The following is a 23,922-nucleotide window of genomic DNA, read 5'->3' on the forward strand; positions in this document are numbered from 1 at the left end:
TGGAGTTTTCGATGACCACCGAGACCGTCATCTCGGTCCGGGACCTGTGGAAGGTGTTCGGGCACAAGGCGGAGCAGGTGCCCCGCTCGGAAGAGCTGAAGGCGCTGTCCCGGCGTGAGCTGATCGAGAAGACCGGCTGCACGGCCGCGGTCCGGGAGGTGTCGTTCGACGTCGCGCCGGGCGAGGTCTTCGTGGTGATGGGCCTGTCCGGGTCCGGCAAGTCCACCCTGGTCCGCTGTCTCACCCGACTGGTCGAGCCGACCGCCGGGCAGGTGGTGTTCGAGGGTGAGGACATCCTCGGCGCCGGTCGGCGGCGGCTGCGCGATCTGCGCCGGCACAAGTTCTCGATGGTGTTCCAGAATTTCGGGCTGCTGCCGTACCGGCAGGTCATCGACAACGTGGCGTACGGCCTGGAGATCCGTGGCACGTCGAAGGCCGAGCGGCTGCGCCGGGCCCGCGAGGTGATCGACCTGGTCGGCCTGGAGGGCTACGAGCACAGCTTCCCCGACCAGCTCTCCGGCGGCATGCAGCAGCGGGTCGGCCTGGCCCGGGCGCTGGCCGTCGACCCGGACGTCCTCTACTTCGACGAGCCGTTCTCCGCGCTCGACCCGCTGATCCGGCGGGACATGCAGAACGAGGTCATCCGCCTGCACCGCGAGGTCGGCAAGACGATGGTCTTCATCACCCACGACCTGTCCGAGGCGCTGCGGCTCGGCGACCGGATCCTGATCATGCGGGACGGCCGGCAGGTCCAGTGCGGCACCGGGGACGAGCTGGTCGGCGCCCCGGCCGACGACTACGTGCGCGACTTCGTCCGGGACGTGCCGCGCGCGTCGGTGCTGACCCTGCGCTGGGTGATGCGGCAGCCCCGCCCGGACGACGTGCTGGACGGCCCTGAGCTGGGCCCCGACGTGGTGGTGCGGGACGCGGTCCGGACCGTGCTGGCCGCCGACCGGCCGGTCAAGGTGGTCAAGGACGGGACGCTGCTCGGGGTCGTCACCGCCGAGGAGATCCTCACCGTCGTGACCGACGTGGAAGCCGTCGCCTGATGGCCGCCACGACCGTTCCCCTGCAGCGGACCTGGCGGCGGCCCGGCAAACCGGTGCTGGTGGCCGGGGTCCTGCTGGCCTGGGTGCTGATCTGGCTGCCGACCCGGGGCCTGCACACCCTCGGCCTCTCCCCGGCCGACCTGACCCCCCTGCACCACTGGCTCAACGACGTGAACGACACGGTCGGCGCGAACCGGAACAGCAGCCCGATCTTCCTGTACTTCTTCAACGAGATCCGGGCCGCCGTCGACAGCCTGGTCACGCTCCTGCAGGACCTGATCGCCCAGCCGTCCTACGGGCGGCCGGTACCGGTGCTCGGCTGGCTCGGGGTGGTGGCCGTCGTCGCGTACCTCTCCTGGGTCTTCGCCGGGTGGAAACCGGCCCTGCTGGCCGCCGCCGGTTTCGTCTTCTTCGGGTTGCAGGGCCTGTGGGAGGAGAGCATGGACACGCTCGCCCTCACCCTGGGCGCGGTGCTGATCTCGTTGCTCATCGGCATCCCGCTGGGGATCTGGGCCGGGCTGTCGGACCGCTTCCACCGCCTGGTGACACCGGCGCTGGACTTCATGCAGACCATGCCGACCTTCGTCTACCTGGCCCCGCTCACCCTGTTCTTCCTGATCGGGCCGGCGTCGGCGACGATCGCCACGCTGATCTACGCGGTGCCACCGGCGATCCGGCTGACCGCGCACGGCATCCGCTCGGTGCCGCGCTCGGCGGTCGAGGCGACCGAGTCGCTCGGCGCCACCGGTCGGCAGAAACTCACCGGGGTACTGCTGCCGCTCGCCAAGCGCACCATCATCCTGGGTGTCAACCAGACCATCATGGCGGCACTGTCGATGGTCACCATCGCCGCCCTGATCGACGCCCCGGGCCTGGGCAAGACCGTGGTGAAGGCGCTGCAGACCCTCGACGTGGGCACCGCGTTCAACGCCGGCCTGGCGATCGTGGTGATGGCCGTGGTGCTCGACCGGGTCACCACCGCGGCCGGGAACCGGGTCCGGACGACCGGCCGGGTGCAGCGGTTCCGCAAGCCGCTGCTGGTTGTGTTCGGCGTGGTCGCGGCGGTGTGCGCCTACCTGTCGCACACCTACTTCTGGGCAGCCGAGTTCCCGGACGACTTCGCGATCGGCAGTACCCTCTCCAAGGGCGCCGACTCGGTGGCTCTCTGGGCGCAGGAGGACCTGTCCACGACCACCGAGGCGATCAAGAACGCGATCACGTACGCCCTGCTCAACCCGCTCGAAGCCCTGCTCGTCGAGTCGCCGTGGTGGCTGGTCGGGGCGGTCGCCGTGCTGCTGGCCGCGCTGCTCGGCAACCTGCGGGCGGTGATCGTCACGGCGGTGTGCGTGGCCGTGCTGATCGGCACCGGGCTGTGGCAGGACAGCATGACCACCCTCGCCATGACGATCGTCGCCACCGCGATGGTGATGATCCTGGGCGTGGTCGTGGGGGTCTGGATGGGCCGCAACCGGCTCGCCGACCGGGTCATCCGCCCGGTCCTGGACGCCGGCCAGACCATGCCGGCGTTCGTCTACCTGGTGCCGTTCCTGGCGCTGTTCTCGGCCACCCGGTTCACCGCGATCGTGGCCGCGGTGGTGTTCGCCGCGCCGGTCGCCATCAAGATCGTCGCGGACGGGGTGCGCGGCATCCCGGCCACCACGGCCGAGGCCGCGACCGCCGCCGGGTCCAGCACCTGGCAGATGATCACCAAGGTGCAACTCCCCATGGCCCGGCCGTCGCTCACCCTCGCGGCGAACCAGGGCCTCATCTATGTCCTGTCCATGGTCGTGGTCGGCGGCCTGGTCGGAGCCGGTGCGCTCGGGTACGACGTGGTCGCCGGTTTCTCCCAGGGACAGCTCTACGGCAAGGGCCTCGCGGCCGGCGCCGCCATCGTGGTGCTCGGGATCATGCTCGACCGGATCGCCCGAGCCTCTTCCCCCTCGAAAGGTAGTAACCAACCATGAAGCTATTGCGCCTCACGGCGACCGCGACGCTCACGGCGCTGGCGCTCACCGCCTGCGGTGGCGAGAAGATCGGTGATACCCCGGCGGCCGGCGCCTCCTCCGGAGCGGCGGCGTGCGGCACCTTCAACCTGGCGGTCAACCCGTGGGTCGGGTACGAGGCGAACGCCGCCGTCATCGCGTACGTCGCCGAGAAGAACCTGGGCTGCAAGGTCACCAAGAAGGACCTCAAGGAGGAGATCGCCTGGCAGGGCTTCGGCACCGGCGAGGTGGACGCGATCGTGGAGAACTGGGGCCACGACGACCTCAAGAAGAAGTACATCGACGAGCAGAAGACCGCGGTCGCGGCCGGCGAGACCGGGAACAAGGGCGTCATCGGCTGGTACGTCGCGCCGTGGATGGCCGCCCAGTACCCGGACATCACCGACTGGAACAACCTGAACAAGTACGCGGCGCAGTTCAAGACCTCCGAGTCCGGTGACAAGGGTCAGCTGCTCGACGGTGACCCGTCGTTCGTCACCAACGACGAGGCTCTGGTGAAGAACCTGAAGCTGAACTACAAGGTGGTGTACGCCGGCAGCGAGGCGGCCCTGATCACCGCGTTCCGCCAGTCCGAGGCCAAGAAGACGCCGCTGATCGGCTACTTCTACGAGCCGCAGTGGTTCCTGTCCGAGCTGAAGCTGGTCAAGATCAACCTGCCGAAGTACGAGACCGGCTGTGACGCGGACGCCGCGAAGGTCGCCTGCGACTACCCGGAGTACGTGCTCGACAAGATCGTCAGCAAGAAGTTCGCCGACGCCGGCGGCCCGGCCTACCAGCTGGTCAAGAAGTTCACCTGGACCAACGACGACCAGAACCTGGTCGCCAAGTACATCTCCGAGGACAAGCTGTCCGCCGATGACGCCGCCAAGAAGTGGGTCGAGGCCAACCCGGACAAGGTGAAGGCGTGGCTGGCCCAGTAGGGACCCGCCCCGCCCCGGGCGGCGACCTGCCGGAGCACCCCGACCGGTTGTGGCGCAACCCGGAGCCCAAAGCCTCCTACGACGTCATCGTCGTAGGAGGCGGCGGGCACGGCCTGGCCACCGCCTACTACCTGGCGAAGAACCACGGCATCACCAACGTGGCGGTGCTGGAGCGCGGCTGGCTGGCCGGCGGCAACATGGCCCGCAACACCACGATCATCCGGTCCAACTACCTGTGGGACGAGAGCGCCGGCATCTACGAGCACTCCCTGAAGCTGTGGGAGAGCCTGGAGCAGGAACTCGACTACCCGATCCTGTTCAGCCAGCGGGGTGTGCTCAACCTGGCGCACAGCCTGCAGGACGTGCGGGACAGCGTGCGGCGGGTGCACGCCAACCGGCTCAACGGGGTGGACGCCGAGTGGCTCACCCCGGCGCAGGTGCGAGAAGTCTGCCCGATCGTCAACATCTCCCCGGACGTGCGCTACCCGGTGCACGGTGCGACCTACCAGCCGCGCGCGGGCATCGCCAAGCACGACTACGTGGCGTGGGGTTACGCCCGCGCGGCGGACGCGCTCGGGGTGGATCTGATCCAGCACTGCGAGGTGCAGGGACTGCAGATCAGCAACGGGCGGGTCACCGGCGTGCACACCGACCTGGGCACCATCGGCGCCGGGAAGGTGGCGCTGAGCGCGGCCGGGCACACCTCGGTGGTGGCCGCCGGCGCCGGGATCGACCTGCCGCTGCAGAGCCATCCGCTGCAGGCGCTCGTCTCCGAACTGCTGGAGCCGGTGCACCCGACGGTGGTGATGTCGAACGCCGTGCACGTCTACGTCAGCCAGGCGCACAAGGGCGAGCTGGTGATGGGCGCCGGCATCGACACGTGGAACGGGTACGGCCAGCGCGGCGCGTTCCACATCATCGAGCGGCAGATGTCCGCGGCGCTGGAACTGTTCCCGGTGTTCGCGCGGGCGCACGTGCTACGGACCTGGGGCGGCATCGTCGACGTCACCCCGGACGCGTCCCCGATCGTCGGCCTCGCACCGGTGGAGAACCTCTACCTGAACTGCGGGTGGGGCACCGGCGGGTTCAAGGCGACCCCCGGTGTGGGCTGGTGTTACGCGCACACCGTGGCACACGGCGAGCCCCACCCGCTGAACGCCCCGTTCAGCCTCGAGCGCTTCGTCACCGGCGCTCTCGTCGACGAGCACGGCGCCGCCGCGGTCGCCCACTGAGTTCTGTTTAGGAAACGCCATGATGCTCATCCCCTGCCCCTGGTGCGGGCCCCGCGACGAGTCCGAGTTCCACTACGGCGGACAGGCCGGTGTCGCCTATCCGGCCGACCCGGCGGCCCTGTCCGACGAGGAGTGGGCGAAGTACCTGTTCTTCCGGGACAACCCGAAGGGCCCGTTCCGGGAGCGGTGGAGCCACAGCGCCGGGTGCCGCCGCTGGTTCAGTCTGGTCCGCGACACGGTCACGAACGAGGTGCTGTCATGACGCAGCAGTTCCGTCTGGCGCAGGGCGGGTTGGTCGACCGGGAGACGCCGCTGAGCTTCCGGTTCGACGGCCGGGAGTATCCGGGGTTCCAGGGCGACACCCTGGCGTCGGCGCTGCTGGCGAACGGGGTGCTGCGGGTCGCCGACAGCCTGCGGCTCGGCCGGCCGCGCGGGATCTTCTCGGCCGGGATCGAGGAACCGAACGCGATCGTGCAGATCGAGGAGCCGTTCCCGGAGCCGATGCTGACCGCCACCACGATCGAGCTGTACGGCGGTCTGGTGGCCCGGTCACTACGCGGGCACGGGCGGCTCGCCGGTGATCCCGACCCGGCCCGTTACGACTCGACCCACGCGCACTGCGACGTGCTGGTGATCGGCGCCGGGCCGGCCGGTCTGGCGGCCGCCGCGACCGCCGCGTCGTCCGGCGCCCGGGTGATCCTGCTCGACGACCAGCCGCGCCTCGGTGGCAGTCTGCTGGGCACCGGCGAACACCTGGACTGGGTGGACGCGGTGGCCGCGGACCTGGCGGCCGCGGACGAGACCCGGGTGCTGACCCGGACCACGGCGTTCGGCTACTACGACGACAACCATGTGATCGCGGTCCAGCGGCGCACCAACCACCTCGGGGCGCTCGCGCCGAGGCATCTGTCCCGGGAGCGGGTCTGGCGGATCCGGGCGAAGCAGGTCGTGCTGGCGACCGGCGCGCACGAGCGGTCGTTGGCGTTCGCCGACAACGACCGGCCCGGCGTGATGCTGGCCGGCGCCGCCCGGACCTACGTGAACCGGTACGGCGTGCTGCCCGGCCGCCGGGCCGTCGTGCTGACCACCAACGACAGCGCCTACCCGGCGGCCCGTGATCTGGCCGCCGCGGGGGTGGAGATCGCGGCGATCGCCGACCTGCGGCCCGAAGCGCGACTCGACGGGGCACTGCCCGGCTGGGCGGTGGCCCGGGTGCACGGCGAGCAACGGGTGGCGGCGGTGACGTTGCGGTCGCCGGACGGAAGCGAGCGCGAGGTGGACGCCGACCTGCTGCTGGTGTCCGGCGGCTGGAACCCGGTGGGTGCGCTGTTCAGCCAGGCCGGGGGGCGGCTCGCCTACGACCCGGAACTGGGTGCCTTCCGTCCCACCGAGGACTGCCGTCAGAACCTCTTCGTGGCCGGGGCCGCGGGTGGATCGTACGATATCGGGCTTTGTCTCGCCGAAGGCGCCGCGATGGGTGAGCGCGCCGCGGAGGCCGCCGGTTTCGCCGCTCGCGGGATCGAGCTGCCGGCGGCTCCGGGCCCGACCGGAACGCCGCCGCTCGCGGTCTGGACGCTGCCCGGCGGTGACCCGGCGACGCAGTTCGCCGATCTGCAGCGGGACGTGACGGTCGCCGATCTGGCCCGCGCGACCGGCACCGGGATGCGCTCGGCCGAGCACGTGAAGCGCTACACCACGGCCGGCACCGCGCACGACCAGGGCAAGACCGGCGGCACGCTGACCAGCGGGGTCGTCGCCGAACTGCTCGGTGTGGAGGTCGGCGCGCTGGGCACCACGACGTTCCGGCCGCCGTACGCGCCGGTGAGTTTCGCCGCGCTGGCCGGCCGCGACCGGGGCATGCTGTTCGACCCGGTGCGGGTGACCGCGCTGCACGGCTGGCACGAGTCGAACGGCGCGCTGTTCGAGAACGTCGGCCAGTGGAAGCGGCCCTGGTACTACCCCCGCGACGGCGAGGACATGTTCAGCGCCGTGCTGCGCGAGTGTTACGCGGCCCGGGACGGTGTGGCCATGATGGACGCCTCCACCCTCGGCAAGATCGACGTGCAGGGGCCGGACGCGGGCGAGTTCCTGGACCGGCTCTACACCAACCTGATCAGCACGCTGAAGCCCGGCGCGATCCGCTACGGCGTGATGTGCAAGCCGGACGGGATGGTCTTCGACGACGGGACGGTCATCCGTCTCACCGACGAGCGGTTCCTGGTCACCACGACCACCGGCAACGCCGCCGCGGTGCTCGACTGGATGGAGGAGTGGCTGCAGACCGAGTGGCCCGAGCTGCGGGTGCGTTGCACGTCGGTGACCGAGCAGTGGGCGACCGTCGCGCTGGTCGGCCCGAAGTCCCGCACGGTCCTCGCCGCCGTCGCGCCCGATCTGGACGTCAGCCGGGCCGGCTTCGGGTTCATGACCTGGCGGGACACCGAGGTAGCCGGGATCTCCGCCCGGGTCTGCCGGATCAGTTTCTCCGGCGAGTTGGCCTACGAGATCAACGTCAGCTGGTGGGACGCGCTCGCGCTGTGGCAGGCGCTGCTCGCCGCGGGTGCGGCGCACGACATCACGCCCTACGGCACGGAGACCATGCACGTGCTGCGGGCCGAGAAGGGCTACCCGATCATCGGCCAGGACACCGACGGCACGGTCACCCCGCACGACCTGGGGCTGGGCTGGGCGGTCTCGAAGAAGAAGGCCGACTTCATCGGCAAACGATCCTTCAGCCGTACGGACACCGCGCGCCCCGACCGCAAACAGCTGGTCGGGCTGATCCCGGACGGTGGCGGGCTGCTGCCGGAGGGCGCTCATCTGGTCACCGACCGGGCCGAGCGGGTCCTCGGGCACGTCACCTCCTCGTACCACAGCGCGGCTCTGGGCCGTACCTTCGCTCTCGCCCTGCTCCGCGGTGGCCGTGACCTGATCGGACAGACGGTCTGGGCCACGCTCGACGACGGCCTGGCGCCGGTGACCGTCACCGGTTCCGTGCTCTACGACCCGGAAGGAACGCGCCGTGACGGCTGACCGGAACTTCCGAAAGTCACCCCTCGGTGATCTCCGTGACCGGCTCGCGACGCTGAGCGGCGCGATCACCGTTTCCGAGGTGCCGTTCCTGGCCCAGATCAATGTGCGGACCGGCGGCCTTCCGTCGTCGCGGCCCGCCGATGTGGACGTGCTCCCCCTCGGGCCGGACGAGTTCCTCGTCGTCGGACCGCCCGGTTCGGAGGACCGGCTGACCGCGGCGTACCACGGCCCGGACGCGTCCGTTGTGGACGTCTCGGCGCAACGCACCGCGCTCGATCTGAGCGGTCCGGCCGTCCGGGAGCTTCTGGCGTTCGGTTGCTCGATCGATCTGCATCCGCGTGTCTTCGCGATCGGCGACTGCGCGCAGACGATTCTCGCGCACACGCCCGTGGTGTTACAGCGCCGCGAATCGGGATTCCGGGTTCTGGTGCGTTCGTCATTCGCGGCGCATCTCGCGGCGTGGATTCTCGACGTGAGCCCAGAACTCACCGCCGGTCACTGAGAGCGCTCCCATACTACGGACAGTAATACGCGCAATGCGTAAAGAGGTTGCACCATCGTAAATTTCGGTCTGCGGTGTTGACCATCAACAAGGAAAAGAAGATTCTTGTCCGGCGATCACGGAAGGTCGGATTTCCGACTCCGCGACCGTCATCGCGCGCTGCTTCGGATCCACTTTGCTTAACAAACTTTAACGATTCATTGCCGTGAATCGCATCGCGTGCCGGCGCAGGACGGGGCCCCGCCGGCAGCCGACAGAGGAGCTGATCGCTTGTCCGTCCATGTCGAGGGCGCCGAGCTGTCCGAGCCGGCCGGTGACACCACACCGGCCCCCGGCGCCCACGCAGGTGACAAGCAGGTCCTGAGCCACCGGACCGGCGGCACGATCCGCCGGCGGGTGATCCGTACCCTGGCCCTGCCGGTCGCGACCACCCTCGTGCTGCTCACCATCGTCGCCGTCGGCGAGGTCGCCAACTATCGCGAGGCGTCGGCCACCGCCCGCGCCGTCGACATCAACGTCGCGGTGCAGGAACTGGTGCAGGATCTGCAGACCGAGCGTGGCCTGACCGCCGGTTACCTGGGCGGCAACGAGGGCTTCCAGGACGAGCTGCTGCCCGCCCGGGACGCCGTCGACCTGAGCCGTGACCAGCTCGAAGTGCTGGTCTCGGACGGCGGTGACGTCGAGGACCGGGTGGCCGCCGCGGTCCAGCAGCTGGACGGCCTGGCCGGAGTCCGCGCCGGCACCGACACCGGCTCCGGCGTGCGGGCCGCCACCTTCGCCTTCTACACCGCGCGCATCGCCGACCTGAGCAATCTCGACTTCGACCTGGACAGCACCGGCGACGAGGAATTGCGCCGCGGTGCCGCCGCCCTGGAGTCGCTCAGTGCCGCCAAGGAGGCGATCGCCCAGGAGCGCGCCTTCCTCAACGGTGTCTTCTCGGCCGGCGGTTTCAAGCAGGGCGAGTTCCTCCAGTTCGTCACCCAGCGGTCCACCAAGGACGCGGCGCTGACCGCGTTCGACAGGTACGCCAACGACACCGAGCGGGCCGCCCGGCAATACCTGTTCGACACCGGCCCGGCCCGGGAGGCGGCCTACTTCGAGCAGGTCGCCCTGCTCTCCGGCGACGGGCGCTACCTCCAGGTCAACCCGCAGGCGTGGTGGTCGGCGCACACCACGCTGCTGGACGACATGCTCCAGCTGGAGCGGCACGTCGGTTCGGTCATCTCGGCCCGTGCCAACACCCTCGAGGACGAGGCGTCGGTTCGGATGGGCGTGCTGCTCGGCGCCGTGCTGATCTGTCTGGCCGGCTCGATCTGGCTGGCCACCGTGGCCTCGCAGTCGGTGGCCCGGCCGCTGACCGTGCTCGCCGGTGAGGCGAACCGACTGGCCGTCCTCCAGCTGCCGGAGGCGGTCCAGCGGGCGGCGACCGGCGACAGCACCGCGCCACCACTGCCGGTGCTCGTGCCACGCGGCGCGAGTATCGAGGTCCGACTCGTGGCCGACGCGTTCGACCGGATCCAGGCCACCGCCTACGAGCTGGCCACCGAGCAGGCGGTGCTGCGGCGTACCACCGCCGAGTCGCTGGCCAACCTCGGCCGCCGTAACCAGAACCTGCTGCGCCGCCAGCTCGGCTTCATCACCAAGCTGGAGCGGGAGGAGTCGAACCCGACCGGTCTGGCCAACCTCTTCGAGCTCGACCACCTGGCCACCCGCATGCGGCGGAACGCGGAGAGCCTGCTGATCCTGGTCGGCGCGTCCAGTCCGCGGCAGCTCTCCGAGCCGCTGAACGTCACCGACGTGATCCGGGCCGCGGTCTCCGAGGTCGAGGAGTACCGCCGGGTCACCCTGCGCCGGGTGGACGACAGCCTGGTCACCGGCTCCACGGTCAGCGGCATCGCGCACATGCTGGCCGAGCTGATCGAGAACGGTCTGGCCTTCTCCCCGCCGGACGTGGACGTGGAGATCCACGGTCGCCGGATCGGTGACAGCTATCTGATCGCGGTCAGCGACCAGGGCATCGGCATGTCCCCGCACGACATGGCCCGGGCCAACGAGCGCCTGCGCGGCGAGGGCGACTTCATCACCGCGCCGGCCCGGTTCCTCGGTCACTACGTGGTCGGTCGTCTGGCCATGCAGATGGGCATCGAGGTGCAGCTCACGCCGTCGCCGGTGACCGGTGTGACGGCCCGGATCACGCTGCCCGCCGACATCCTGGCCAGTGCGCAGCCGGTCGGCGCCGCGCCGCGGCCCGCGGCCCGCCCGGCGTCCTCGTCGGCCCGCCAGATCACCGCGACCATCGAGGCGCCCACCGTGGTCATGCCGGCGCCGCTGCCGACCATGGACGCCGCCCCGATCCGGCCGCTGCAGTCGACGGCCATCGAGTACGTGGTGGTGGACGACGGACATGCGGCCGCGCCGGCGCCCGTGCCCGCACCGGCGCCGGTGTCGATCCCGGCGCAGCGGGAGCCCCTGGAGAGCATGGACACCTTCTCGCTCTCCGACGACAGCGCGCCCCGGACGGCGAACGGCCTGCGCAAGCGCACCCCCCGCGCGCAGCGTGGCGGCCAGCCACGGAAGGCCGAGACGGCCGCACCGACGATCGAGAAGTCGAGCCTGATCAACGACTCGCCCGAGTCGGTACGTGACCGGCTCAACGCGCTGCGTGGCGGCATCCAGCGTGGCAGTGCCGAAACAGCGGGGTTGTCGTGACTGCTATCCCGAAATGGCCCCTTGGCAGCAACCTGGAAAGAAGAATGATGAGCGTAGACACGTCGGCGGATCGGCACCAATTCAATTGGCTGCTCGGCAACTTCGTGCACCAGACGGACGGCGTGCGTGATGCCGTGGCGGTGTCCTCCGACGGCCTGCTGATCGCGAGCTCGGACGGGCTGAACCGGGCCGAGGCGGACCAACTGGCCGCCATCGTCTCCAGCCTGGCCAGCCTCGCGCGCAGCGCCTCCCGGCGGTACGACTTCGACGGCCTCAAACTCATCATGATCGAGATGCACCGGGGCTTCCTGCTGGTGTCGGTCATCCGCGGTGGCAGCGTCCTCGGCGTGGTGTCCGGCAGCGAGTGCGATCTGGGCCTGGTCGGCTACGAGATCTCCCTGCTCGCCGACCGGTTCGGAGACCTGCTCACCCCGGCCCTGATCGCAGAGTCCCGGCAACACCTACCGCGATGACCAGCCCTTCGTGGGGCTCCGAGCCCGAGATGATCCCGTACGCCGGCTCCCACCGGCCGTCTTCCGGGCTGCACTCCACCGACCCGGACGAGGACCCGGTGATCCGCCCGTTCATGCTCACGAACGGGCGGACCCAGCCTCTGCAGGACGGGCTGCGGATCGAGACGTTGTTGTACGCGGCTCCGGCCGCTCTGTCGGCGCCGTTGCGCTTCGAGTCCCGGCGCATCGTCGAGCTCGCGCAGTCGCCGAGGTCGGTCGCGGACCTGTCGGTGGCGCTGCGCGCGCCGCTCGGCGTGGTCCGAGTGATCGTGGCCGACCTGATCACGCAGGGCTATCTGACCGTGCAGGAGTCGGTCGGCGAGCTCTCTACCAGTTTGATCGAAAGGATCAGGGACCGTGTCCGGGCGCTCTAGGGAGCCTTCGGCAGCGCACCCCGTCGCTGTCAAGATCGTTATCAGCGGTGGTTTCGGCGTCGGCAAGACCACGTTCGTGGGCGCCATCTCCGAGATCGAACCGCTGGTCACCGAAGCCGAGATGACCGAGAAGTCGATCGGCATCGACGACACCTCCGCGGTGTCCGGCAAGACCACCACGACCGTCGCCCTCGACTTCGGCCGCATCACCCTCGACGACGCGCTGCTGCTCTACCTGTTCGGCACTCCGGGACAGGACCGGTTCGCGTTCCTCTGGGACGACCTGGTCGACGGGGCACTCGGCGCCATCGTGCTGGTCGACACCCGCCGGATCGAGGACTCGTTCCCGGCCATCGACTACTTCGAGGAGCACGAGATCCCGTTCATCGTCGGCATCAACCGCTTCAGCGGCGGGCAGCGCTTCCACCTGGAGGAGGTCCGCGACGCGCTCGGCGTCGGCCCCGGCCTGCCGCTGGTGGAGTGCGACGCCCGGGAGCGCGAGTCGGTGAAGAGCGTGCTGGTGGCGCTCACCGAGCAGGTCCTGCTCAAGCGGGCCGCCCGGGAACGGGCCTCGGCGTGGTGACCGGGCGGATCCTGCCCCGGGTGATCGCCGCGATCGGTCTCGCGGCCCTGGCCGGCTGCTCGACCAGCGAGGCGGCGATCAGCCCGCCACCGGGGGTGCCGGTCAACAACCGCTGCGGGACCGTCAACATCGCGGTCAACCCCTGGTCCGGGTACGCCGCGAACGCCGCCGTGGTCAGCTATCTGCTCGAATCGGAGATGGGCTGCAAGGTGGCCACCGCCGAACTGAGCGAGACCGCCTCCTGGGCCGGTCTCAACGACGGCAGCATCGACGTGATCCTGGAGAATTGGGGCCACGACGATCTCAAGAAGAAATACATCGACCGGCAGAAGATCGCGGTCGAGTTGGGTCTGACCGGCAACAAGGGCGTGCTCGGCTGGTACGTGCCGCCGTGGATGGCCAAGACCTATCCGGACATCACCGACTGGAAGAACCTCAACGAGTACGCCGAACTGTTCAAGACGGCCAAATCCGGGGCGAAGGGCCAGTTCCTGGCGGGCGATCCGTCGTTCGTCTCCAACGACCCGGCGCTGATCGAGAACCTCAAGCTCAACTTCACGGTGGTGTACGCCGGCAGCGAGGACAAGCTGATCGCGGCGTTCCGGAAGGCACAGGCGGACAAGACGCCGCTGCTCGGGTACTTCTACGAGCCGCAGTGGTTCCTGTCGGACGTGAAACTGGTGCACATCCCGCTGCCCAACTACACGCCGGGCTGTGACTCCGACCCGGAGAAGGTGGCCTGCGACTACCAGCCGTACGACCTGGACAAGATCGGCCGTAAGGCGTGGGTCGACTCCGGTAACCCGGCGGCGACCTTCATCAAGAACTGGCAGTGGACCAACGCCGACCAGAACCAGGTGGCGAAGGACATGGTCCAGAACGGGCTGTCCGCCGAGGACGCCGCGAAGAAGTGGGCCGACGCGCACCGCACCGTCTGGGAGAAGTGGCTGCCCTGAGTCAGACCGTCCGGCCCTGCTTCGGCAGCGGGGCCGGGCGGCCCAGCAGGTAGCCCTGGCCGAGGCGGATGCCCAACTCCTGCAGCTTCTCCCGCTCGGCCTCGGTCTCGATGCCCTCGGCGACCAGCATGGCGCCGATGTCCGAGGCGAACCCGGCCAGGCAGCGGGCCAACGCCATCCGTACCGGGTCCATGTCGATGCCGCTGGTCAGCGTGATGTCCAGCTTGATGATGTCCGGGCGCAGCTGCAGAATGTGGCTGAGGCTGGCGAACCCGGCGCCGGCGTCGTCGACCGCGATCCGGATCCCGTAGGCGCGCAGCTGCTCGGTGACCGCGACCAGCCCCGGGTAGTCGAAGACCTGGGTGTGCTCGGTCAGCTCGACCGCGATCCGGCGGTGCGCGTGGGCCAGCAGGATCTCCTGCACCCGCGGGTCGAGGATGGCCTCCACCGACAGGTTCGTGCTCAGGTAGGCGCCGGCCGGCACCTCGTCCAGAGCGGCCAGAGCCCGCCGCATGGCCAGCAGCTCCAGCTCCACCCCGAGGCCGGCCTCGTTGGCGGCGGCGAACGCGATGTCCGGGTTCAGGCACGTGTCCTTGTGGAACCGCGCGAGGGCCTCGTAGGCGATGACCGCGCCGTCGGAGAGGCGCAGCACCGGCTGGAACATCGGCTCGATCGCCTCGGTGCGCAGCACCCCGTGCAGGATGTCGATCGTGGCCTGGCTCGTAGCCGCCGTCTGCGAAGTCATGCCCAAATGGTGCGGAGCCTTTCTCAAGCCGGGTTCAACCCGGGCTCTGGATTACCGGTGGGAACACCCTTGTCTCAAGCCTGAATCCGGCCAGAACTGAGCTTGAGGTTGCGGCTCGAACGTTTTGGCCATGAACGCAACCGCCACCATCCACCGCCCCGTCACCGCCGCCGCCGTCGCCACCCTGGCGCCGGCGGCCGACCCCAACCTGTGGGCCCCGGCCACCGCGGGCATCGAGCTGACCGTGGTCGTCCCCTTCTACAACTGCGGCCCGGTGGTGGCCCGCACGATCCGCGACATCGCCGCCACGCTCACCGCCGCCGGCGTCGGGCACGAGATCATCGCGGTCAACGACGGCAGCACCGACGGCTCGCAGCACCACGTGTACGGCATCCCCGGCGTCCGCCTGATCGACAACCGCACCAACTCGGGTAAGGGCAACGCACTGCACCAGGGTTTCGCCGCCGCACGGGGCGCCTGGATCGGGTTCATCGACGCCGACGGCGACATCGCGCCGCACCACCTGGCCACCTACCTGATGCTGGCCCGCGGTGGCGACCACACGGCGGTCTACGCCGACAAGCGACACTCCGGCTCGGTCAGCGGTGCCACCCGACTCCGCAAGCTCATCTCGATCGTCTACTCGACCCTGGTCGCCCTGCTCTTCCTGCTCAAGGTCAAGGACACCCAGACCGGCTGCAAGATCATCCGCCGGGACGCGCTGGCCCAGCTGCTGCCGCACCTGCGTGAGCAGCGGTTCGCCTTCGACCTGGAGTTCTTCGTCGCCGCCAAGGCCGCCGGCATCGGCAACATGCAGGCCGCCCCGGTCGCCCTGAACACCGGCGCCAACGGCAGCACGGTCACCACCAACACGATCGTCCGCACGCTGCGCGACACCGTCACGATCCACCGCCGGCACCTGGCCGGTCACTACCGTCAGGCCGCCGCCTGAGCCACTCCCGCCGGTGCTCCAGCACCCCGACGACCAGCAGCGCCGCCAGTGACGACAGCGACACCGCCAGACCCAGACGCAACCACTTCCACGGCGCGTACCGCACCGTGAAGGCTCCGGTACCGGCTCGGACCGCCACCGTCCCCGCGACGGTCGGCCGGGTGACCTGATCACCTGCGGTCCAGTTCGCCGACCACTCTTCGGGCACCACCACCCAGCCGGCCGCGCCCTCGGCGACCCGCCACTGTGTCGAACCGGCGCGGCGCAGACTCCCCGTAGCGGTGGACGGGACGATCCCGTCACCGGCCCCGGCGAGCACCGTCTCCGTTCCCAGGCGCCGCTTCGCGGCCCAGCCCAGCGCATCGGCCAGATCCCCGTTCCGAGCGCTCACCACCCGGCCCGTACCCTCAGCCGACACCCGGTAGAGGTCGAGTTCACGGGTTCTCAGCACCGGCGCCAGATCGAGTTGCCGGTCCAACCAGGCATACATGTCGCTCTCCCGATCCCGGGCCAGCGCGACGTACCTGACCCCGAGCGGCGCGATCAACTGCCCGAACTGGCCACCGCCACCCCGCGCGATCAATTCGTCGAGGTACGCCATCCGCCGCGACGCCGAGTTGGTTCGCACCTGGCCCAGCTCCGCCGCGTCACTGCTGAGCACCGGCCGCCGGAAGAACGCCCCGGCCGGGGTGGCCACACTGCGGTTCGCGGTGAACGCGAACGGCTGGTACTGGTGCCACGGCAGGAACAGCACCGACTCGTCACCGGCCCCCATGATCCGGTCGGCGGCGTACCAGGACTGCGGGTAGTGACTCACCCGTACCGTGCCGCCGAGCCCCCACACCAGGGAGGCGCCCAGCGTGGCGTACATCCCGATCAGCGCCGGCGCGGCCGTGATCGCGACCGCCTGCCGCAGACCGGAGGTGCTCGACCGCAGCCGGGTCATCACCGCCTCCACCGTGGCGCCGACCCCGACGGCATACCCGAGCATCGCCAGCGCAACCCATTTCTGCTGCTCACGCATGGCCTCGAAGAGAGGGAGGACGTCGAAGGCGATCCGGTAGACGGCGCCGAGCGGACCGTCGACACCCGCGCCGAGGGTCACCCCGGCCACGGTGACGGCGCTCAACGGCAGGCCGATCACCGGCTCCCGCCAGCACAGCACCGCCAGCCCGGCCAGCGCGGACACCACGAGGACGGTGGCCGGGGCCACGTTCAGGGCGGCCTGCGGGCTGCTGTCGGCGGCGCCCCGCCAGAAACCGCGCAGGGTGAAGACCGCCCCGGCCAGACCCGCCTGGCCCGGGTAGGTCCGGTACACGTCCAGGTCCTGGTCACCGACCCGGACGGTGAGGATCGCGTTGGCCACCACGACCGCGGCGTAGGCGTAGACGCAGCCCGCCGACACGATCACCACCACGGTACGGACCAGATCCGGCCACCGCGGGCGGGGCAGCAGCGCGATCGCCATCAGCAGCGTCGCGCCGAGCCAGGCCGCGTGCGCGCCGACCGAGATGGCCAACGCGTACCAGCCGGCCGGGCGGGCGGCGAACCAGCGGCCCCGGCGCCGGGCGTGCACGGCCGACGCCGCCATCGGGCCGAGCAGCGCCACCGCCAGCAGGAACGGCACGTGCCCGGCCTGGATCCGCTCCACCACGAACGGGTTGAGGCAGGCGAACAGCGCCGCCGGGTGCCGCCGCCACCGGCTGCCACCGGCCAGTGCGGAGACACCGCCCGCGACGATCGGGAAGTAGGCCAGGATCATCAGCCAGCTCGTCGCCCCGGCCCCGAAGACGGCCCTGATCCCGTGCGTGGCCAGCCGGTACGGCAGCGCGTCGAGCGCCGCCGGGTCGAGCCCGTAGAGACCCGGGGTGAGCGCCTGGTGCGGCCCGGACACCCAGTCCAGCAGCAGCAGATAGCCGGACCGGGTCCACGGCGCGACCACCAGCACACCGGCGATCAGGCCGAGCAGCACGGACTCCGCGGTCGGCCCGCTGAACCGGGCCACGACCAGCCGCCGCCGATGCCGGCCGGACCGGTTTCGGCGGTCATCGGTCACTTAATCCACTATCGCCGCTGGTCAGAGCTGCGGTGTGGATATCAGCGAACGTTTCTCAACCACGGTGCGGGGCGACCGATCTTCCCGGTCATGCGGATCCTGATCCTGAATTGGCGCGACCTGAGCCACCCGGCGGCCGGCGGGGCCGAGGTCTACACCGAGCAGGTGCTGCGCCGGTGGGCGGCGGCCGGGCACCAGGTCACCCTGTTCGCGGCGGCGGTGCACGGGCGGCCGGCGCACGAGATCCGGGACGGCTACCGGATCGTCCGCGCCGGCAGCCGGTTCACCGTCTACCGGGAGGCCCGCCGGTGGTGGCAGCGCCACGGGCGCGGCAATTTCGACGTGGTGATCGACGAGACCAACACGGTGCCGTTCCACGCGCACGAGTGGGTCGACGACGGTACCCGGACGGTCGCCCTGGTCCACCAGACCTGCGAGGAGATCTGGCACATCAACGCGCCGCCGGTGCTCGCGCATCTGGGCCGGCACCGGCTGGAGCCGAACTGGCTGCGGCGCCTGGGCGGCGGTCCGATCCTGGCGGTGTCCGAGTCGACGCGGGAGGCGCTGGCCCGGTTCGGCGCGGACGACGTGACGGTGGTGCCGGAGGGCTACGAGCCACCGCTGCCGCTGCCTCGGCCGGCCAAGGACGAGCAGCCCACGGCCGTCTTCTGCGGGCGGATGGTGAGCTACAAGCGGCCCGGTGACGTGATCCGGGCGGTCGGGCTGGCCCGCGAGCGGGTGCCCGGGCTACGGCTGCGGATGATCGGCGGGGGCCCACTGCTGGACCGGCTGGCCGCCGCGGCGCCCGCCCACGTCACATTCCACGGACGGGTCTCCGAGGAGGAGAAACACGACCTGATGGCCCGGTCGCACGTGCACCTGGCGGCCAGCGTGCGGGAGGGCTGGGGCCTGGTGGTCACCGAGGCCGCCGCGCTCGGCACCCCGACCATCGCGTACGACGTGCCGGGGCTGCGCGACTCGACCACGGCGGCCGGTGGGGTCGTGGTGGCGGCCCGGCCCGAGGCGATGGCCGCGAGCCTGGCCGAGTCACTGCCCGGCTGGCTGCGGGCGGCGCCGGCACCGCTGCCGTACGGCGGCGCCCACTCCTGGGACACCGTCGCCGACACCCTGCTGGCCGAGGTCCAGCGGCACGCCAGGGTGCCCCGCGGCCCGATGCGGGTGGCGGCCTGACGACAGCTCACAGGCAGTTCGCCGACCCTTCGTCGGTGAGTGTCTCGGACGCCTCCAGCGGACGGAACCCCCACTGGTAGGAGGTCGGCCGCAGAGTCAGCGACAGCACCCCGTGGTGGTCGTAGTCGACGTATTCGCCCTTCACCGCCCCGGCCGCGGGCGGCAGCTCGGGCCGGTAATGGGCCTGTCCCCCGGTGCCGACGACGAACTGCCGCACCCCCTTGTCGTCGGTCCGCCCCTCCGGGTTCAGCGGGGCGAACCGCTCGTAGTGCGCGTCGTGGCCGGACAGCACCAGCTCCACCTGGTTGTCGTAGAGGGTCCGGAACAGGTCGGCGGTCCGCTCGTCGGATCCGGCCAGACCACTGGACCAGCGCGGATGGTGCCAGGCGGCGATCACACAGCGGTCCCCGGCGGCGGCCAGATCGGCGGCCAGCCAGGTCTGCTGCGGTGAGCCCCGCGCGCAGCCACCGGACACCGCCGAACAGTTCGAGTTGAGCACCACCAGGTGCCACTGACCGATCTCCTCGGACCAGAAGCCGCGCGGGTCGCGTACCCGATCACCGAAGTAGGTCTTGAACGACGACGCGTCCTGCACCTTGTACTCCTGGTTGCCGAAGACCGGCACGGTGCGGTTGCGCAGGCGGCCGTAGGACGGGCCGTAGACGGTGCGGAACGCCTCCCGGGTCGGCACCTCGTACTGGACGTCGCCCAGCGCCAGCAGGTAGTCCGGATCCACCGCGACCGCGAGATCGGAGACCGACTGCTGGCGGCACCGGTCGCCGGGTGGCTCGCCGGCCGGTTTCAGGTCCGGGTCGGCCGGGTCGCAGGCCATGTCCCCGACGGCGACCACGGTGACCACCGACGGGGCGATGATGAACCGTCGCCCGGCCGGCCACAACAGCACCGCGACCAGTGCGACGGCCAGGGCGCCGGAGGTCCACAGGATCAGGTGGCGACGGGCCCAGCGCATCCGCCGCCGGGACCGGCCGCCGAGCAGCCGCCCGACGATCCCGATCATCGGCGCCACACCCGCCACCGGACACCGGGACGCCACCGGAGATCGGGACGCCACCGGAACCGGCGACGGTGACGGATGGTCCAGGCGCCCGGACGGCCGGGTGGCAGGCGGACCGCGTACATGAACCCGATCGACAGCGCCACCGTGACCGGCAGCAGGTAGAAGGCGTACCGGGACAGGGTGGCCGGGGTGTAGTGGACGGTGAAGTCGCCGCCGGCCGGCAGCGTCCAGCCGCTCATCCAGCCCTGCAGGGTCACCTTCTCCGCCCCGTCGATGCCGGTCAGTCGCCAGCCGGGAGCCGCGCTCTCGGCCAGGGCCAGCACCGCCGGGCCGTCGCCGGTGACCGTGCCGGAGAACCGGGCCGGGTTCTCCCGCTGCCAGTCCACCACCGACTCCGGGCCGGGCTCGTCCTGCCGGATCAGGACCACCGCCGAGGTGGAGGCGACCGGGCGGATCCGGACGCCCTTGTACTCCACCTGCGACTGCTGGCGGCCCTCCAGGTCACGCAGCCCGTACAGGTAGAGGCGGGCCTCGACGGTGTTCGGGTCAGGCGGGATGAGCGCCTCGTACGGCGTCCACCCGTTGTAGACCGCGACCGTCGGCAGTTTCCGGCACAGGTCCGGTCCGCGCAGGTAGAGGCAGAACTTGGGGTTGCGCAGCGCCACGCTGCGCGCCTCCATCGACAATTCGTACAGCGCCGAGCCGCCGAAGTCGTCGGCGGTCGCGCCGATGCAGGCCAGGTGGCTGACCGCCTTGAGGGTGTAGGTGGTCTCGCCGTCTCCGCCGACCGCCGACTCGGCGGCCAGCCCGGCCTGCTCGGCGGTCTGGTCGTCGTAGCGGTAACAGTCCTCCAGCGGTTCGAAGTCGGACAGGATCGAGCCGGACAGCCCGCCGTCCACCCGCAGCTGGTGCTTCCCGGCGGTCAGGTCGACTGTCGTCTCCGGCACGGCCGGCGGCCACACCTCGTGGCTGCCCACCTCCTCCAGCGCCTGCACCTGCACGTCCCGGTACTCGACCACGGTCGGCGAGGCGAGTCGGCGACCCACGTCGGCGTGCAGGATGATCTGCAACAGGCCGCCGGCGTCCATGGTCACCACGCCCTCGTAGGACGTCCAGTCCCGGCTGAGCGCGGGCCGGGAGGACAGTTCGCACCCGGCTGCGCCGGACTGCCACAGGCAGATCTGCGGGCGTGGCCCGGAGACGTGCCGGTACTGCAGCCGGACCCGGTAGATCTGGCCGGGCGCGGCGTCACTGACGATGATCCGGGTGCAGCCGGCGTGGTCGGCGGCGCTCAGCCGGACCTTCCGCCCGTGTTTGGTGTCGGTCATCTCGGCCGACAGGCCCAGCTCCTTGAACGGCCGCGGCTCGTAGTTGTTGCAGTCGAAGACCGGGCTGAATCCGCTCACCCTGGCCGGGGTCGGGTCGGCGGCCAGCAGGGTCAGTTCGGTGGCCGCGCCGACCGGCACCGGGGCCGGTTTCTCGACGTCGAGGGAGACCACCCGGCGGGTGCCCGCCGGTTTGACGGCCAGCACCCGACGGCCGTCCGGCAGCGGCACCCGGACGGCCGGGCGGCGCGACACCGTACGGCCGTCGATCTTCACCACCGTCCGGTCCTCCAGCAGCAGCTCGTCGCCGTCGACGCGCGGGATCAGCGCGGGCGCGGCCCGGGCCCGCTGGGCCACCGTGTACCGGCCGGCGGCCACCTCCACGGTCGTCGACGGTGCGCCCTCGTCGACCGCCGGGACCGGCCAGTGCACCACGTCCGGGGTGACCGCGGCGGTGTCGTCGACCTGCGGGCTGGTGGCCGCGGCGGTGGTGTCCGGGCGGGCCCGGATCGCGGTGGTCTCGCCGACCGTGCCGAGCACCGCCGCTCCGGCGTCCGGTCGGGCCGGGGCGTCCAGGACCCGGTCATAGGTACGCACGGTCTGGCTGGACCCGTCGCCGAGCCGCCACACCTGGAGCAGGCCGTCGACCTCCAGGGTGGCGCCCGGCACCCGGGCCATCGCGGCGGCCAGCACCCGGTCGTCGGCGAAGTACCGGTTGGGCAGACCGCGGACCAGGTCGTGCCGGACGATCACCCGGCTGGCGCCGATCGACTGGAGCAGTCGTGGTACCGGCTCCAGGTCGCCGGCCAGCAGGGCGCTCTCGATCAGCCGCAGACCGGCCGCGAACCCCGGCACGTCGCCGAAGTAGCCGTCCGGTTTGGGTTGCACCACGGGATGCTTGACGAGCAGGTTGGCGATGCTGTCAGCGCCGAAGAAACCCCAGGTCGTGGGCATCTGGTAGTAGTCGTCCAGAGGGAGCACGAACACCTTGCCGGGGCGCGGGTCGGCGTCGATGTGCTCGGCCACGTCCCACCACTCCTGTGCCACCCGGACATGCATGGAGGGCTGGGTCGGGCGTTCGTCCGGCATCACCCCGCCGGTGTAGAGCGGGTACGGGTAGGCCAGCGCCAACACCACCGGTACGGCTGCCGCGACCAGGCCGTACCGCCGCCGGGGTCGTGGTAGCAGGCGCAGCCGCAGCAGCAGGCCCTCGACCGTGACGGCCAGCATCACCCCGAAGAACGAGATGAGCAGCTGACCGAGTTTGCTCATCGGTTCCCGGAACAGCCAGAAGCCCGGGGCGTGCAGGTACAGGAACATGTTGATCTTGGCGAGCGGCGGGCGCAGCCCCTTGGCCAGGAACACGAACACCAGGATCGCCACCAGCAGGCCCAGCGTGACCCGTCGCAGCCGGCGGGACGCCACCAGCGGGGCGATGAAGACCAGCGCCGGCAACAGGTAGCGGATCCAGATCCACCACGGCCGGTCCAGATCGGTGGCGAACGGCAGGTACTGGGGCAGGAACCAGGCCCAGTTCGCCACCATGGTCAGGATGTTCGGCGGAATGTTGTTCACCTGCGACCAGGACCAGTTGGTCGGGTCGGTGAAGGTGGCGTTCGCGGTCGCCCCGCCGCCACCGGTGAAACTCTGCGCCAGCGGGAGCAGCCACCACGCGTTCAGGCACAGCGCCCAGGGCGTGGCCGCGACGAACCACTTGAGCAGCCGCCAGGCCGCACCGCGCCCGATCAGCAGGGCGGCCATCAGCGGGGTGCCGGCCACCGCCCAGGCGTACGCGACCACCAGCATCGGCGGGTTGAAACTCAGGAACGACGTGGGCATCAGCGCGAACCCGGCGATCGGCGCGGGCACCCGGCGGCCCAACGCGACCCGCATCGCCACGCCGGTGATCAGCGCGACCGAGCCCACCGAGATGACGTTCAGCGGGTTCGGCAGCCGGGTCAGGAAGAAACCGTTGAGCATCCCGAACGCGCCGGCCACCACGATCCCGGCCTGGCTGCGGACGAACGCCCCGGCCAGGTACGCCACCCCGAACCCGACCAACCCGTAGATGCACGTGTAGTACAGCCACTGGGCGGAATATTCGGTCAGCCCGACCAGCCGGCAGAGCCGGATCAGCACGAACTCGAAACCCCGCGCCATCGTGTAGGCGGCCGAACCCGCCCCGGTGATCTGGTGGTTCCACGACCAGGCCATCTCCGGTTCCCAGCCGCGCCGGATGAAGGCGCCCATGTCGCCGCCGGCGATGAACGTCCCGGTCCGGAACCAGCGGCTGACGATCAGCACGTCCAGGCCCAACACGATCAGATACGGACGTGCGGCGACCAGCGCGGCGCGGCGCGGCAGATCGGCCAACGGGCGGCCACGGCCGCGGAGCGCGAGCAGTCCGAGGGGCACGGCCGCCGCGGCGAGCGCCAGGCCGATCAACACCATCCAGAACACCACGGTGGTACGGCCGAACGCGTGCGCCGGTCCACTCAACGCGAACAGGACCACCGCCGCGAGCAGCGCCGGACGCCACAGCCGGACGGCCCGGGCCCGCAGGTCACGACGACGGCGCCGATGCCGGGCGGCCTCCCGGCGCACCGGACGGCCGGGATCCGGCGCGGACACCACCCGGTCCGGCACCACCGGCTGGGCAAGATCGAGCGCCACGGCGAACCTCCGGACATCTGCCCTCGAACTACCCTTCGGCGCGTTCCCGGCTTCGCTGAGCGGGTGCAGTCTCAAGCCCGCCGGAACAAGCT

18 protein-coding genes are annotated in these 23,922 nt (G+C 70.7%); 14 read left to right on the forward strand and 4 right to left on the reverse strand.

Annotation, left to right across the window (positions count from 1 at the left end):
* Window positions 1-11: 11 nt before the first annotated feature.
* The 12 genes from Q0Z83_RS30190 to Q0Z83_RS30245 all read left to right on the forward strand — a co-directional run bounded on the left by Q0Z83_RS30190 (window position 12) and on the right by Q0Z83_RS30245 (window position 13,870).
* The gene (locus Q0Z83_RS30190) at window positions 12-1,049 is read left to right on the forward strand and encodes a quaternary amine ABC transporter ATP-binding protein (protein WP_317786625.1); all 1,038 of its coding nucleotides are present in this window, start codon (window positions 12-14) and stop codon (window positions 1,047-1,049) included.
* Window positions 1,049-3,013: an ABC transporter permease subunit gene (locus tag Q0Z83_RS30195; RefSeq protein ID WP_317786626.1), complete on the forward strand. Its 1,965-nt coding sequence runs from the start codon at window positions 1,049-1,051 to the stop codon at window positions 3,011-3,013. Before Q0Z83_RS30190 ends, Q0Z83_RS30195 begins: the two co-directional genes overlap by 1 nt.
* Window positions 3,010-3,972 carry an ABC transporter substrate-binding protein gene (locus tag Q0Z83_RS30200; RefSeq protein ID WP_317786627.1) on the forward strand — a complete coding sequence of 321 codons (963 nt, stop codon included), beginning with the start codon at window positions 3,010-3,012 and terminating at the stop codon, window positions 3,970-3,972. Before Q0Z83_RS30195 ends, Q0Z83_RS30200 begins: the two co-directional genes overlap by 4 nt.
* Window positions 3,957-5,204 carry a sarcosine oxidase subunit beta family protein gene (locus Q0Z83_RS30205; protein ID WP_317786628.1) on the forward strand — a complete coding sequence of 416 codons (1,248 nt, stop codon included), beginning with the start codon at window positions 3,957-3,959 and terminating at the stop codon, window positions 5,202-5,204. The genes Q0Z83_RS30200 and Q0Z83_RS30205 overlap by 16 nt, the downstream gene beginning before the upstream one ends.
* A gap of 19 nt (window positions 5,205-5,223) precedes the next feature.
* Window positions 5,224-5,466 carry a sarcosine oxidase subunit delta gene (locus Q0Z83_RS30210; RefSeq protein ID WP_317786629.1) on the forward strand — a complete coding sequence of 81 codons (243 nt, stop codon included), beginning with the start codon at window positions 5,224-5,226 and terminating at the stop codon, window positions 5,464-5,466.
* Window positions 5,463-8,234 carry a 2Fe-2S iron-sulfur cluster-binding protein gene (locus tag Q0Z83_RS30215; RefSeq protein ID WP_317786630.1) on the forward strand — a complete coding sequence of 924 codons (2,772 nt, stop codon included), beginning with the start codon at window positions 5,463-5,465 and terminating at the stop codon, window positions 8,232-8,234. The genes Q0Z83_RS30210 and Q0Z83_RS30215 overlap by 4 nt, the downstream gene beginning before the upstream one ends.
* 79 nt (window positions 8,235-8,313) lie before the next feature.
* Window positions 8,314-8,736 (forward strand): sarcosine oxidase subunit gamma, encoded by a 423-nt coding sequence (locus Q0Z83_RS30220; RefSeq protein ID WP_317786631.1) that lies wholly within the window; start codon window positions 8,314-8,316, stop codon window positions 8,734-8,736.
* Between the two features lie 270 nt (window positions 8,737-9,006).
* Window positions 9,007-11,445, forward strand: coding sequence for a sensor histidine kinase (locus Q0Z83_RS30225; RefSeq protein WP_317786632.1), 2,439 nt, complete (start codon window positions 9,007-9,009; stop codon window positions 11,443-11,445).
* A gap of 47 nt (window positions 11,446-11,492) precedes the next feature.
* Complete coding sequence (locus Q0Z83_RS30230; RefSeq protein WP_109599425.1) at window positions 11,493-11,918, forward strand: roadblock/LC7 domain-containing protein; 426 nt, start codon at window positions 11,493-11,495, stop codon at window positions 11,916-11,918.
* Window positions 11,915-12,331 carry a DUF742 domain-containing protein gene (locus Q0Z83_RS30235; protein WP_378078114.1) on the forward strand — a complete coding sequence of 139 codons (417 nt, stop codon included), beginning with the start codon at window positions 11,915-11,917 and terminating at the stop codon, window positions 12,329-12,331. Before Q0Z83_RS30230 ends, Q0Z83_RS30235 begins: the two co-directional genes overlap by 4 nt.
* Window positions 12,315-12,914, forward strand: coding sequence for a GTP-binding protein (locus tag Q0Z83_RS30240; RefSeq protein WP_317786633.1), 600 nt, complete (start codon window positions 12,315-12,317; stop codon window positions 12,912-12,914). The genes Q0Z83_RS30235 and Q0Z83_RS30240 overlap by 17 nt, the downstream gene beginning before the upstream one ends.
* Entirely contained in the window at window positions 12,908-13,870 is a 963-nt protein-coding gene (locus Q0Z83_RS30245) for an ABC transporter substrate-binding protein (RefSeq protein WP_378078112.1), read from the forward strand. Before Q0Z83_RS30240 ends, Q0Z83_RS30245 begins: the two co-directional genes overlap by 7 nt.
* Window position 13,871: 1 nt before the next feature.
* On the opposite strand, the gene Q0Z83_RS30250 is transcribed toward Q0Z83_RS30245, so the two are convergent.
* Window positions 13,872-14,615: an EAL domain-containing protein gene (locus Q0Z83_RS30250; protein WP_317786634.1), complete on the reverse strand. Its 744-nt coding sequence runs from the start codon at window positions 14,613-14,615 to the stop codon at window positions 13,872-13,874.
* 130 nt (window positions 14,616-14,745) lie between these two features.
* Here Q0Z83_RS30250 and Q0Z83_RS30255 point away from each other — a divergent pair, with 130 nt between their 5' ends.
* Window positions 14,746-15,567, forward strand: a complete 822-nt coding sequence (locus Q0Z83_RS30255) for a glycosyltransferase family 2 protein (protein WP_317786635.1) — start codon at window positions 14,746-14,748, stop codon at window positions 15,565-15,567.
* On the opposite strand, the gene Q0Z83_RS30260 is transcribed toward Q0Z83_RS30255, so the two are convergent.
* Window positions 15,515-17,623, reverse strand: coding sequence for a hypothetical protein (locus tag Q0Z83_RS30260; protein ID WP_317786636.1), 2,109 nt, complete (start codon window positions 17,621-17,623; stop codon window positions 15,515-15,517). The two genes, Q0Z83_RS30255 and Q0Z83_RS30260, sit on opposite strands and share 53 nt — an antisense overlap.
* 90 nt (window positions 17,624-17,713) lie before the next feature.
* On the opposite strand from Q0Z83_RS30260, the gene Q0Z83_RS30265 reads away from it, so the two are divergent.
* The gene (locus tag Q0Z83_RS30265; RefSeq protein ID WP_317786637.1) at window positions 17,714-18,814 is read left to right on the forward strand and encodes a glycosyltransferase family 4 protein; all 1,101 of its coding nucleotides are present in this window, start codon (window positions 17,714-17,716) and stop codon (window positions 18,812-18,814) included.
* A 7-nt stretch (window positions 18,815-18,821) separates the two neighbouring features.
* Here Q0Z83_RS30265 and Q0Z83_RS30270 read toward each other — a convergent pair whose 3' ends face one another.
* Window positions 18,822-19,832: a metallophosphoesterase family protein gene (locus Q0Z83_RS30270; protein WP_317786638.1), complete on the reverse strand. Its 1,011-nt coding sequence runs from the start codon at window positions 19,830-19,832 to the stop codon at window positions 18,822-18,824.
* Window positions 19,829-23,830 carry a hypothetical protein gene (locus tag Q0Z83_RS30275; protein WP_317786639.1) on the reverse strand — a complete coding sequence of 1,334 codons (4,002 nt, stop codon included), beginning with the start codon at window positions 23,828-23,830 and terminating at the stop codon, window positions 19,829-19,831. The genes Q0Z83_RS30270 and Q0Z83_RS30275 overlap by 4 nt, the downstream gene beginning before the upstream one ends.
* Between the last annotated feature and the right edge of the window lie 92 nt (window positions 23,831-23,922).

It is taken from the genome of Actinoplanes sichuanensis, assembly GCF_033097365.1.
Lineage (GTDB): Bacteria > Actinomycetota > Actinomycetes > Mycobacteriales > Micromonosporaceae > Actinoplanes > Actinoplanes sichuanensis.